The 13,142-nt window shown below is 51.7% G+C and carries 13 protein-coding genes; 10 read left to right on the forward strand and 3 right to left on the reverse strand.

Annotated features, from left to right (window positions below; genetic code table 11):
- Window positions 1–680 precede the first annotated feature (680 nt).
- The 9 genes from rpoZ (at window position 681) to recO (ending at window position 8,738) form a co-directional block, all read left to right on the forward strand.
- Window positions 681–1,076 (forward strand): DNA-directed RNA polymerase subunit omega, encoded by a 396-nt coding sequence (gene rpoZ / locus PsW74_RS05545; protein WP_057464283.1) that lies wholly within the window; start codon window positions 681–683, stop codon window positions 1,074–1,076.
- Between the two features lie 95 nt (window positions 1,077–1,171).
- The gene (locus PsW74_RS05550; RefSeq protein ID WP_063289213.1) at window positions 1,172–3,409 is read left to right on the forward strand and encodes a bifunctional (p)ppGpp synthetase/guanosine-3',5'-bis(diphosphate) 3'-pyrophosphohydrolase; all 2,238 of its coding nucleotides are present in this window, start codon (window positions 1,172–1,174) and stop codon (window positions 3,407–3,409) included.
- A gap of 24 nt (window positions 3,410–3,433) precedes the next feature.
- A complete protein-coding gene (locus tag PsW74_RS05555; protein WP_057464282.1) occupies window positions 3,434–4,027 on the forward strand; it encodes a hypothetical protein in 594 nt (197 codons plus the stop codon).
- Window positions 4,028–4,052: 25 nt separating this feature from the next.
- Entirely contained in the window at window positions 4,053–4,637 is a 585-nt protein-coding gene (locus tag PsW74_RS05560) for a DUF2062 domain-containing protein (RefSeq protein ID WP_057464281.1), read from the forward strand.
- 152 nt (window positions 4,638–4,789) lie between these two features.
- A complete protein-coding gene (acpS, locus tag PsW74_RS05565; protein ID WP_057464280.1) occupies window positions 4,790–5,209 on the forward strand; it encodes a holo-ACP synthase in 420 nt (139 codons plus the stop codon).
- Window positions 5,210–5,348: 139 nt separating this feature from the next.
- Window positions 5,349–6,104 (forward strand): signal peptidase I, encoded by a 756-nt coding sequence (lepB, locus tag PsW74_RS05570; protein WP_057464279.1) that lies wholly within the window; start codon window positions 5,349–5,351, stop codon window positions 6,102–6,104.
- A gap of 140 nt (window positions 6,105–6,244) precedes the next feature.
- A complete protein-coding gene (rnc, locus tag PsW74_RS05575) occupies window positions 6,245–6,952 on the forward strand; it encodes a ribonuclease III (protein WP_057464278.1) in 708 nt (235 codons plus the stop codon).
- A 46-nt stretch (window positions 6,953–6,998) separates the two neighbouring features.
- On the forward strand, window positions 6,999–7,919 hold the full coding sequence (gene era, locus PsW74_RS05580; protein WP_063289384.1) for a GTPase Era: 921 nt from the start codon (window positions 6,999–7,001) through the stop codon (window positions 7,917–7,919).
- A gap of 63 nt (window positions 7,920–7,982) precedes the next feature.
- Complete coding sequence (gene recO, locus PsW74_RS05585) at window positions 7,983–8,738, forward strand: DNA repair protein RecO (protein ID WP_063289214.1); 756 nt, start codon at window positions 7,983–7,985, stop codon at window positions 8,736–8,738.
- A gap of 21 nt (window positions 8,739–8,759) precedes the next feature.
- Here recO and PsW74_RS05590 read toward each other — a convergent pair whose 3' ends face one another.
- Complete coding sequence (locus tag PsW74_RS05590; RefSeq protein WP_208987856.1) at window positions 8,760–9,074, reverse strand: hypothetical protein; 315 nt, start codon at window positions 9,072–9,074, stop codon at window positions 8,760–8,762.
- 372 nt (window positions 9,075–9,446) lie between these two features.
- Here PsW74_RS05590 and parC point away from each other — a divergent pair, with 372 nt between their 5' ends.
- A complete protein-coding gene (gene parC / locus PsW74_RS05595; protein WP_063289216.1) occupies window positions 9,447–11,699 on the forward strand; it encodes a DNA topoisomerase IV subunit A in 2,253 nt (750 codons plus the stop codon).
- A gap of 108 nt (window positions 11,700–11,807) precedes the next feature.
- On the opposite strand, the gene yjjX is transcribed toward parC, so the two are convergent.
- Window positions 11,808–12,341 carry an inosine/xanthosine triphosphatase gene (yjjX, locus tag PsW74_RS05600; RefSeq protein ID WP_063289217.1) on the reverse strand — a complete coding sequence of 178 codons (534 nt, stop codon included), beginning with the start codon at window positions 12,339–12,341 and terminating at the stop codon, window positions 11,808–11,810.
- A 119-nt stretch (window positions 12,342–12,460) separates the two neighbouring features.
- Entirely contained in the window at window positions 12,461–13,033 is a 573-nt protein-coding gene (pyrE, locus tag PsW74_RS05605; RefSeq protein ID WP_063289218.1) for an orotate phosphoribosyltransferase, read from the reverse strand.
- Window positions 13,034–13,142: the final 109 nt, after the last annotated feature.

Raw genomic sequence — 13,142 nt, forward strand, 5'->3', positions numbered from 1 at the left:
CGAATACGCATTCGTTACGGACAAACATAAAACCTTGCCCCTCAGCATATATATTGCATTGGCCTAGTTAATATTGGACCAATGCGGTTCGATTCACCGGCCAGAAACTAAAACAAGATGAATGAAATTTACAGATGTCATCTTGCATAAATTAACAGGAACCCACTAAATATTCCCAGTTTATATTATAGATCCAAGTTAGCTTAGAAACAAACCACCGGATATAGATACTAAAGGTTCCAATAGAAACAAGGTTTCCTTGTTTTTTCGGATCTAGTGCATCCCAAGAAAATCTAGGTCCCCAAATGGGTTAATCTCTTATGTTATTTTTTTTCATCTATTCCAATTCCAGTGTACAATTCACATCTTGAATAGCATTCAGGAGTTGCAGATTTGAAAATTCATTCCCCCAGAAGAAGCTGTAATAAAAAACTAATCCGACGCAGCACTGCACACTAAAACATCTCTTCACAATAGTATTTAAACTAAAATCATGCGCGATAGACCTAAAGCCCCAATTTTTCTATGGCCTAATCTTAAGCAGCAGAAAGATGGAAAAACGCTCCCCACATAATAAGATGTAAAGGAGTTACACAAAAAATGCAGAAACGGCTCTTGCCTTGCAACAAGAAGCATTCTATGAGTGGCCTCTGAATTCCCAGATATTATGGAGTGATCGAATGGCACGTGTGACCGTCGAAGATTGCGTCGACAAGGTTGAAAACCGGTTCGAGCTGGTTCTACTTGCCAGCCATCGCGCCCGGATGATTTCAAGTGGTTCTCCACTGACAATCGACCGCGACAATGATAAAAATCCGGTCTGCGCACTTCGCGAGATTGCTGAAGAAACTGTGAGCCCTGAAGATCTTAAAGAAGATCTCATTCACTCGCTACAGAAGTTCGTTGAAGTTGATGAACCAGAAGCTGAAACAGCTCCAATGGTTCCAAGTGACCCACAGCAGCTTCAGATTAATGCCGTTGATGATTCAGAAGTAGAATTTGACAGTATTACTGAAGAAGACCTGCTTAAGGGGCTTGAAGGCTTGGTACCGCCGGAACGTTCCGACGACTACTAATCGCCCTCTGCAAGATGTCGGCGTCGGCCGGGCCGGCGCCTCGCATTTTCAGGTCCGGCCCTAGCTTATTTTTAAAGTGAAGCGGCCGCCCGAAAATGATGCGTCAATACGAACTTGTTGAGAAAGTAACCAGCTATAATCCCAATGCGGATGAAGCACTGCTCAACAAGGCATATGTTTATGCCATGCAAAAGCATGGTACCCAGACCCGCGCCTCTGGGGATCCTTATATTTCCCACCCTCTTGAAGTTGCTGCAATCCTCACGGATCTGAAGCTTGACGACGCCACCATCGCTGTCGCTCTTCTTCACGACACCATTGAGGACACTGATGCCACGCGTGCCGAGATTGACCGCATGTTTGGCGAAGAGATCGGCAAGCTCGTAGAGGGGCTTACAAAGATCCAACGCCTGGATCTGGTATCCAGAAAAGCAAAACAGGCCGAGAACTTCCGCAAACTCCTGCTTGCGATTGCTGATGATGTCCGCGTCCTCCTTGTGAAGCTGGCTGATCGCCTGCACAACATGCGCACACTTCACCACATGCGCGAAGACAAACGCCACCGCATCGCTGAAGAGACCATGGAAATCTATGCGCCCCTTGCTGGCCGCATGGGTATGCAGGACATTCGCGATGAGCTGGAAGACATCTCTTTCGAGACACTCTATCCCGATGCCCGCGATACCATTCGTGAACGCCTGGCAACTCTGCACGGCAAGAACGAAAGCCTGATCACGGACATTGAAGAGGACTTGACGCAGCGCCTCGCCGAACAAGGCATCACAGCCAAGATCAGTGGACGCGAAAAGCGCGCCTACTCCATCTTTCGTAAGATGGAAGAAAAGTCTCTCGGCTTCGAACAGCTCTCCGATATCTACGGCTTTCGCGCAATCGTACCAACACCAGAAGATTGCTACCGTGTACTGGGTGTGATCCATACGGCATGGCCATGCGTACCGGGCCGCTTCAAAGATTACATCTCGACGCCAAAGCAGAACGACTATCGCTCCATACACACAACCGTTGTTGGGCCGAAACGTCAGCGTGTAGAGCTACAGATCCGCACCCAAGCCATGCACCGCATCGCTGAGAACGGTATCGCAGCACACGCTCTCTACAAAGACGGCGTCACCGGTGGCCGCAACATTCAGTCCATGACGGCAGAATCCCGCGCCTATGGCTGGCTGCGCGGCACTATTGACCTGCTAGCGCAAGGGGAATCCCCGGAAGAATTTCTCGAGCACACCAAGCTTGAACTCTTCCACGATCAGGTCTTCTGCTTCACACCAAAAGGCCGCTTGATCGCACTGCCACGCGGCGCAACCCCAATCGATTTTGCCTACGCCGTTCACACGGATATCGGCAACACCTGCGTGGGCTGTAAAATCAACGGACGCATCTCCTCGCTGGTCACTGAACTGACCAACGGCGATGAAGTTGACGTCGTCCGCTCACAGGCGCAGACCCCTCCTCCAGCCTGGGAAAACATTGCTGTCACAGGCAAGGCACGCTCTGCAATTCGCAAGGCAACCAAAGCTTCCGCACGCCAGCAATATGGCGGACTTGGCAAACACATCCTTGAACGCGCCTTCTCCCATGCAGGCAAAGACTTCGACGAAGCAGCTCTTGAAGCACACATCAAGAAGTTCACCATGGAAACCACCCTCGACTTGCTCGTCGCTGTGGGTCGCGGAGATGTACAAGCAAGCGCTATTCTGGAAGTTGCATATCCAGACTACGCACCAGCACAAACAGCTGACCGCAACCCAAGTGCACCACCCGCAGCAGGCTCAGCCTCAGAGGGCTGGTTCGATCTGGACAAAGGCAGTTCGGTTAAGTTCAAGATTCCGGAAGGATCTCAGGAGAGTTCCAAAAACGGCTCTCTGCCCATCCGTACCAGCGTCTCCGGCTCGCTCCCTGTGCGCTTTGCCCCAAGTGGCGGCGCAGTACCAGGAGACCGCATTGTCGGCATCCTGACACCGGGCGTTGGCATCACCATCTACCCGATCCAGTCACCGGACCTGAAGGAATTCGACGATCAACCTGAGCGTTGGCTCGATGTGCGCTGGGACATCGACCCCAATGCACCGGAGCGTTTCCCGGCGCAGATCAGCGTGTTCGCGGTCAACGAGCCCGGCTCACTGGCAGCAATCACCAAGGTCATCGGTGATCACCGCGGTAACATTGATAATATCAAAATGATCCGCAAAGCCTCCGATTTTCACGAGATGCTAATTGATCTTGAGGTATGGGATTTGAAGCACCTGAATCTGATCCTGAACCAGCTGCGTGCCAAACCCAACGTTTCCGAAGCGCAAAGGGTGAACGGCTAGCTGCTGAAAACAAGAGGAAAACCCATGGGGCCCAATGCAGTCCTGGACGTTTTCAGAGAAACAAAAGCCCTGAAGGAAGGTCACTTCATCCTTCCTTCAGGCTGGCACGGCTCAGCTTATCTGCAACGACAAAAGCTGCTGGAATATCCCGATAAGGTCGAAACCCTTGCCTCCGAACTGGTGAAAAAAATTGCCGCTCACCAACTCCTCAACTTCTCCCATTTCGTTGCCCCCAGCTTAGGTGGCCTGATCGTCGCACTGCAAACTGCAAGAATCATGCAGAAGAGTGCCCTCTGGCTTCGCCGCGAAGGCGGCTACCTCACCACCGGACCGGCAACCATCCCTCCAAAGTCAAATGTATTTATAGTTCAGGATGTTGTAGGAACAGGTCACCTATGCCTTTCCACAATTGAAGCGCTGCAGTCACTGAGCATTAACACCGTAGGTATTGGTTGTTTTATCGACAGGAGTCTTGACGATACGGACTTAGGAGTACCGCTAATATCTCTTGCTCCTTTAAAACGACCGGTGTATGCAGCCGAGAATGTACCAAAAGAACTCGCTGAGATACCGGCTATAGAAACAACCCCAATCGAGCCGTTTAACTGGCGCGATTGAAAATAAGCAAAGTACTTGAACCGAAATGATTTTTAAACGGCGGGATAAACCAACAAGAATAGAACGTATCCGCGTGGCTGTTTGGCCGCGTCACAGTTGGTCTCGCTCTTTCAGGTACTTAACAAAACGGGTTCTCCGCCTTTCAGCCAGCCCAAGAAAGATTGCAGCAGGCTTTGCCGCAGGCGCCGCTGCTTCTTTTACGCCATTCCTCGGTTTTCATTTTATTCTCAGCTTTGTCTTGGCCTATATTCTGCGCGGCAACATGCTTGCCGCGGCATTAGGCACAGCCGTAGGCAATCCACTCACCTTCCCGTTTATCTGGGCCAGCACCTACAAGGTCGGTCTCTATATTATGGATCTGGAAGACAAGCCCCTTCCGGATTTAGGTGGTAAGCTGGATCATTCCATGCTGTCTCAATCGTTGGATTCAATCTGGCCAATCTTAAAACCAATGTTGATTGGCTCAATCCCGCTCGGTCTGGCCGCTGGTGTCTTTTTCTATTTTATTGTTCTGGGCTCGGTTTCCACTTACCAGAAAGCCAGAGCACATCGTTTTCGCTTAAAAAGAAAGCTGGCAAAAAAAAGCAAAAATGTTGCTCAGGAAAAATAAACGGGATCGCCGGACCGGCACTCCAACACTAAGCGGACCAGCAGGAAACACGAGTTGTTTCCTTGAAAAGATTTGCACCACAACAACTTATTCAGAAGGCTTGTGAGTTTCGCGCTCACGCGCCAATATATCCGTCACACAACGAGGCAGAGATGATTATTGGCATTGGCAGTGATCTGAGCGACATTCGAAGAATAGAGAAAACACTCTCCCGTTTTCCGGATCGCTTCACAAAACGCGTCTTCACAGATGTTGAGCGGGCAAAAGCAGAAAGTCGCGCCAACAAGGCTGCAACCTATGCGAAGCGTTTTGCCGCCAAAGAAGCCTGTTCCAAGGCCTTGGGCACAGGTCTTTCCATGGGCGTTGCCTGGAAAGAGATGGGCGTCGTAAACCTGCCGAGCGGCAAACCGACCCTGCAACTGTCCGGCGGCGCGAAAGAAAGACTGGATAAACTTGTGCCAAAAGGCTTTGTGCCACGAATTGACCTTACAATTACGGATGATTACCCGCTGGCACAGGCATTTGTCGTTATTTCGGCATGGCCAGAGGACTGGCCGGGTCTAGAGCCGTGAAAACGTAAATGAACTGGATTGCAGAAGTGGCCTTGAACCGCTAAGAGATCCACCTATGTGAATATTATTGTCAGGAGACTGACTCGCACTAATTAAGTGATGGGCATCGGGCCAAGCGAGTATTCTCTTACCACGAAGGATGAACATGAGCCAATCCAAAGAAAAGGAGCAGGAAGGCGGCGTATATGAGACCATTAAGGTCATCGCTCAAGCTCTGCTACTCGCTCTGGTTGTTAGAACATTTCTTTTTCAGCCATTTTTTATTCCTTCGGGCTCCATGAAAGATACTTTGCTGATTGGCGACTACCTGTTTGTCTCTAAGTACAGCTATGGCTACTCAAAGTACTCCTTCCCATTTGGACTGGCACCATTTGACGGACGTGTCTGGAGTTCCCCTCCAGAGCGCGGCGACATTGCCGTTTTCAAACTGCCAAAAGACAACTCCACCGATTATATTAAGCGTGTGGTTGGCTTGCCTGGCGATGAAGTTCAGATGATCAATGGCATTTTGCACATCAATGGCAATGCTGTTGAGCGCAAGCGCATTGACGATTACATCGAAAAAGACGCTTATGGGAACATTCACAAGATCCCGCGTTATATCGAAACACTGCCAAATGGCATAAGCTACCAGACCCTTGACATCACGACCAATGGCTCTCTGGACAACACACCCGTCTATCACGTACCAGCAGATCGCTATTTCATGATGGGCGACAACCGGGATAATTCGCAGGACAGCCGCGTTCTTTCCGAAGTGGGCTACGTCCCGTTCGAGAACTTTATCGGACGCGCTGAAATCATCTTCTTCTCTATTGAAGATGACCAGCCTGCATGGATGTTCTGGAAATGGCCTTGGACAGTTCGCTGGGATCGCCTTGGCGACGTACTCTAAAGCGTAGCGCCTGCAACGGCCTCCGGTTTACGGAAAAAACTACGCCCAACCACACTTGAAGCAGTTTGAGTGATACAGTTAGTGACACAAACTGCTTCAGAAAGCCTGCAAAGCAGTCTTTGAAGGAATTAGCCGGAATTATGAGCAGAAGAAAAAGACCGGTATCAGACGCAGCTCTGGAAGAGCGCATCGGCTACAAGTTCACGAACAAGGAGCTCCTTGTTCGTGCTTTGACGCATGCCAGTGCCCTTCCGGTTGCAAAGGCTTCCCTGCAGAGCTACCAGCGCCTTGAGTTTTTGGGCGATCGAGTGCTCGGCCTTGCAATTGCGACGATGCTGGAAGAAAATTTCCCTAAAGCAGATGAAGGGGAACTTGCTCGGCGCCTGAACCAACTTGTAAAGCGCGAGACATGCGCTGAAGTTTCCAAGGTCATCGACATTGGCCAGCATATGCGCGTCGGCGAAGCTGAAGCACATACTGGTGGACGATCTAAAACAGCAATTCTTGCAGACATGTGCGAGAGCCTGATTGCAGCAATTTACCTTGATAGCGGATTTGACGAAGCCGAGAGCTTCATCAAACGCTATTTTGCTGTAAGAATGGTATCTTATACAGGTCCATTGCGAGATGCCAAAACAACTCTTCAGGAATGGGCACAGTCCAAAGGACGCCCTACTCCGTTATACGAAACAGTCTCTCGCAGCGGCCCAGACCATGCCCCGATCTTCAAGATCCGCGTGAATGTGGAAGGCGTTGGTCCCGGCGAAGCCGTCGGAAGCTCAAAGCGCATTGCAGAACAGTCCGCTGCCGAGAACATCCTGCGCCGCGAAGGCGTGTGGAGCGAATAGGTCTTAAATGAACGACGAAAACAACAACAATGACCTGCCAGAGGGTATGAACTTCAACCTCGGCAAACTCAACGAAAACACACGCGCTGGCTTTGTCGCGTTGATTGGCGCGCCAAATGCGGGCAAGTCGACGCTGCTGAACCAGTTGGTTGGCACGAAGGTTTCAATCGTCACCCACAAGGTGCAGACAACACGCGCAATCGTACGCGGTGTTGCGATTGAAGACGACAGCCAGGTTATCTTCGTTGACACACCAGGCATCTTCCGCCCGAAACGCCGTCTTGACCGCGCAATGGTCGACACAGCATGGGGCGGAGCCAAGGACGCTGACGTCGTTGCCGTTCTCATCGACGCCAAGAAAGGCATCAATGAGTCTGTCGAGCGTATTTTGAACGAATTGGAGCACATCAAACTCCCGAAAGTTCTGATCCTCAACAAGATCGACATCACCAAGCGCGATCAACTTCTGGCACTTGCGGCAAAAGCCAACGAGTACACCAAGTTTGATCAGACCTTCATGGTCTCTGCTATCAACGGTTCCGGTACAAAGGACATCCTGAAGTACTTCTCCGATCAGATGCCAAAAGGCCCATGGCTCTATCCGGAAGATCAGGCCTCCGACATCCCACTGCGTATGTTGGCTGCTGAGATCACCCGCGAGAAGCTTTACCTGCGCCTTCATGAAGAACTGCCTTACATCTCCACTGTCGAGACCGATAAGTGGGAAGATAAGAAAGATGGCTCCATCCGTATCGAGCAGACAATCTTCGTTGAACGCGACAGTCAAAAGTCAATTGTGCTGGGCAAGAACGGTCAGACCATCAAAGCGATCTCAAAAGCTGCACGTGAAGAGCTCACAGAAGCCTTTGAGACCACAATCCATCTCTTTGTGTTTGTGAAAGTGCGTGAAAACTGGTCCGATGATCCAGAACGTTATCGCAACATGGGATTGGACTTCCCACACTAGCGTATCCTCGAAAAGCGGATCCGGTTTTCGGACAAGGATACGCTGCGCTTAATGAGCACAATTATGCAGTGGCAGGCAGAAGGCATCGTCATTGGAACGCGCAAGCAGGGTGAAAACAACATCCTGCTTGAAGTTCTGACACCGGACAAAGGCCGCTGCCTGGGCTTGGTGCGCGGCGGCAGATCACGTCGCCAGCAACCTGCCCTGCAACTGGGTAATCATCTCAACCTCACCTGGCGCGCGAGGTTGGATGAACATCTGGGCTTCTTTACAGTTGAGCCCCTGCAATTACGTGCCGCCCACCTCATGCAAACTGCAAGAGCCATTCACGGCCTGCAAAGCCTGTGTGCGCAAGCCCGCCTTCTTCCCGAGCGCGATCCACATCCCAATCTGTTTCACGCGCTGGACGTCATTCTTGACCATCTGGAAGACCCTCGAATTGGTGCAGCCCTCGTGCTCCGCTTCGAGCTGGAACTGCTCAATGAGCTTGGTTTCGGCCTGGACCTCTCAGAATGCGCAGCCACTGGTGTCACCGAGGAACTGATCTGGGTTTCACCCAAATCAGGCCGAGCAGTTTGTAAAACAGCCGGACAACCTTACGCCGCCAAGCTCCTCACACTGCCAGAGTTCCTGAAAGCGCCCGAGTCGCGGCTCTCCCAGAACATTCAAATCTCGAAGGGGGATATGGAAGCAGGGTTCTCACTCACCGGCTATTTCCTGTTCAAATACATCTATGAGCCGCGCAGCATTGCATGGCCTCCTGCGCGAGACAATTATGTAACCGCGCTCAAAAAAGACTTCGCAGACCTGCCCGACTGAAACGAAGCCACACTAAGCCTATCAATCAGATTGCGGCCCATTCCCACCCGGCAAAACAATCACCGGACCAGTACTGTCTCCTCCCAGCGGAATATAACGTTTCTTGGGCGGCGGCACATAAGGGTGCTGATCCTCTGGTGGAGGCTGATACCAGCTGCGAAGCACACCGGGCGCCTCAACGACCGTGCCCTGCCCTGCGCCTTCCGAAGATGGCGCTTGCTGATCAGATGCACCTTGAGCTGTTCTCCCATGATCCGCAGCATGGCTGCAAGCCGTGATTGCCACAACTCCAAACACCGCCATAAGACCTTTCAACGCCAAGCTTTGCTTCCTCACTATAACCTCCAGTCATTCAACATGTTATCTCCCAAACAGCGACAACATCCTGCCATGTGCACTCTCTAGGATAGCCGAGCAAAAATCAGGTCGGCTTAAACCACCGCTGCAAATCTGAGTAATAATCGAAACCACCTGTTGCCTCTGCTAGTTGCGGTCGATTGGCGAGAATTCGCTCCATCAAAAATGATCGAGCATGATGCGTGAATACCAATGAACGTGACGTGCTCTAAGTAATCACCACAGTGAGTCGCAAAACGCATGCCCGCTACACAGGATTAAACCTTGAAAAAGCGCTGTTTTCTGAGGATTTCATAGGTAGAACGGTGCGTTAGCATGGACAGAACAAGCCAAGAACGATAACCAAGTGTCATGGGACAGGAAGTGATCGGCCATGATGGCCCGGAAACAATCAATCTTAAAGATGCACTGGAAGAGCGCTACCTCAGCTACGCTCTGACAACCATCATGCATCGCGCACTGCCAGATGTACGCGATGGCCTGAAGCCGGTGCACCGACGGATTTTGTATGGCATGCGCCTTTTAAAGCTCGATCCAAATCAGGGCTTTAAGAAGTGTGCGCGTGTTGTCGGTGACGTCATGGGTAAATATCACCCACACGGTGACGCCGCCATCTACGACGCCCTTGTCCGTCTCGCACAGGATTTCTCCGTTCGCTACCCGATGGTGGATGGTCAAGGCAACTTCGGTAACATCGACGGCGATAGCGCCGCTGCGATGCGTTACACCGAAGCCCGCATGACCGACGTGGCCACCCGCATTCTGGATGGCCTCAACGAGAACGCTGTCGACTTCCGTGAAACCTACGACGGTCTGGATTCCGAACCAGTCGTTCTTCCCGGCAGCTTCCCGAACCTTCTGGCAAACGGCTCCACAGGCATCGCAGTGGGCATGGCAACATCCATACCCCCGCACAATGCCTATGAGCTCTGCAACGCCTGCCAGCTTCTGATTTCCAAACCGGATGCGGAAATCGAAGAGCTTCTTGAGCACATCAAGGGCCCGGATTTCCCAACCGGCGGCACAATTGTCAACGATCAGGGCTCCATTGTAGAAGCCTACAAGACTGGCCGCGGCAGCTTCCGGACACGTGCGAAATGGCACAAAGAGGAAGGCCAGCGCGGCACCTACAACATCGTTGTTACTGAGATTCCATACGTCGTTCAAAAGTCCCGTCTGATCGAGAAAATCGCAGAACTCCTCATGGCACGCAAACTGCCGTTGCTGGATGATGTTCGCGATGAGTCCGCTGAAGACGTGCGCGTGGTTCTGGTGCCACGCAACAAAAACGTTGACCCTGAACTCCTCATGGCCTCCCTGTTCAAGCTGACGGATCTAGAAAACAGATTCTCGCTGAACATGAACGTTCTGTCCAAAGGCGTTGTGCCAAAGGTCATGAACCTGAAGGAAGTCCTGCAGGAGTGGCTAGAGCACCAGAAAGAAGTTCTGGTCCGCCGCTCCAATCACAGACTTGACCAGATCAACCACCGTCTGGAAGTTCTGGAAGGCTACCTCATTGCCTACCTGAACATTGATGAAGTCATCCGCATCATCCGCGAAGAAGATGATGCCAAGGCGTCTCTCATTCGCGCGTTTGAGCTGACAGACGTTCAGGCTGAAGCCATCTTGAACATGCGCCTGCGCTCCTTGCGCAAGCTCGAAGAGTTCGAGATCAGGAAAGAACACGACAAACTCTCTAAAGAAAAATCAGGTCTGGAAGCTCTCCTCGCCTCCGACAAGAAACAGTGGAACCGCGTTTCCAAACAAGTCGGCGAGATCGGTAAGGCCTACGGCCCTGAGACCGAAATCGGCAAGCGCAGAACAGACTTCAGCACTGCAACGGACCACGATCTGGAAGAGATCCACCAGGCTATGATTGAGAAAGAACCGATCACGGTTGTTATCTCAGAAAAAGGCTGGATCAGAACACTTAAGGGCCATGTACAGGACGTCAGCACTCTCACCTTCAAGCAAGGCGATCAGCTGCACCTTTCCTTCCATGCAGAAACCACCAGCAAGATCCTGATCTTCACCAGTGGTGGTAAGTTCTATACCCTCGGCGCAGATAAGCTACCAGGCGGCCGCGGCCACGGTGAACCAATCCGCCTGATGCTGGATATGGACGAGACGCAGGAAATCATCAGCGCCTTCGTACATGACCCTGAGCGCAAACTCCTCATGTGCACCGATGGAGCATATGGTTTTGTAGTTCAGGAAAAGGATGTGATCGCCAACACCCGCAAAGGGAAACAGGTGCTCAACGTTACAGCCCCAGCAAAGGCTGTCCTGTGCGTACCGGCTATGGGAGACTATGTCGCGGTCATCGGCCACAACAGAAAACTCCTCACCTTCCCGCTTGCGCAAATCGCAGTCATGACGCGCGGTCGAGGCGTGCGCCTGCAGCGCTACAGAGATGGCGGCATCTCCGATATCAAGACCTTCAGCTCAGAAGAAGGCCTGACATGGACAGATGCATCTGGTCGCACCTTCAAGCGCACTCTGGAAGAAATGCAAGACTGGCGCGGCGACCGCGGTCAAGCCGGACGCCTACCACCAAACGGCTTCCCACGAACCAACAAGTTCGATGGAAGTTCAACAGGTTAAAGCGATACTCAGAATCTAATTCTGCGCAATCTACCTAGTACCTACAAAAACAGAGCCTCAAGGGCTCTGTTTTTCGTTTCAGATGAATCTACCTCTCAGCAACACCTGCTAAGCATCTCTAAATGCTGGAGATCTGAACGGTAGTAGCGCACAAAAGAGCGTATCGACGTAGACCGATTGCCGCGTCATGCGATCACTCGTCAGCAGCCCAAATGCCCCGCCCTTGTGCTTGATATTCTCTGTCCCAAAGACCTCGTCAATAGCGTGCCCGAGTTCCATCCCAGAACGCACCAACTGCATGACTTTCTCTGGCAGTGGCAGCAGCATGGAACGGCTGGCAGAAATCTGTCCTTCCCGTGATATCACAACCATCCATGCAAACGTGTAGGCAATGCCGTGCAGCTCACAGATACCGCCTTCCAGCCCGACACCAAAGTCTGCATCAGCTTGCGCTTCCAAAGCGTTCTCAGCACGCACCACAGCACCTTGACGCGTTTCCTCATCACTCATTGGCTGATCAGAAACACCAGAAGGAACACTTGCAGAAACCAGCTCAATATCATCAGCCGGAAACTGAGCCCTGAACGCCTCAAGCGTCGCATTCACCTTGACCGGATTTTGAGAGGCAACAACGACTTTCATTCAAAACACTCCAGAACAATCAGAGCTCTTTAGCCCGCACTTTGAGCTAACAGAAACAGGTCTCGATACACTTGCGAGCGAAGCACGCGCAAACAAAGGCAAAATCACTTCAAACCGATTCACTGAGTTTCCATTTGGTTTGCCTGATCACCGAGCGATGTCTCAAGGTCGCTCCGCGTAAAAACCGGATAGACAGGCAACTCAGGAGCAGCGTGAATTGCAGGAGCACCGTCCCCTCGCCAAATTGCGCAAACAACGGCGCGAACATCTGCCCCCTCTTGCGTAGCTAAACGCAATGCATCAGCAACAGCCCCACCAGTTGAGATAACGTCTTCTACGAAGACCACTTTTCGCCCAGTCAGATTTTGTCCTTCGATCGCACGACACGTACCGTAAGATTTAGGCTCTTTTCGAACAAACGCTGCAGGAAGGCCAGTTTCCAGAGACATCGCAGTAACAAGAGGGACACCTCCAAGCTCAAGACCAGCGATAATTTCCGTTTCAGGCGGAAGCAGCTCGCTCATTGCCCGTGCGAGCGGTCGCAAAATGTGAGGAAGTCCTTCGAAGCTGTACTTATCGAAGTAACGCTCAGAAACCTGCCCGGAACGCAGCACAAACTCACCTTCGAGCGTTGCAACTTCTGCAATCTGCCTCGCAAGATCGGGCAACAACAACACTGTTTCGCTAGACATCCGCTCCACCTCCAAACACAGTTGCCCCTTATTAGAAGGAATGCAACTTTCCAGCAAGTTCTCGGACCAGCCTTATCTTTGCAGGCGTAAGGCCAAAAGCTGGAGCATC

The sequence above is a fragment of the Pseudovibrio sp. W74 genome (genome assembly GCF_001623085.1).
Lineage (GTDB): Bacteria > Pseudomonadota > Alphaproteobacteria > Rhizobiales > Stappiaceae > Pseudovibrio.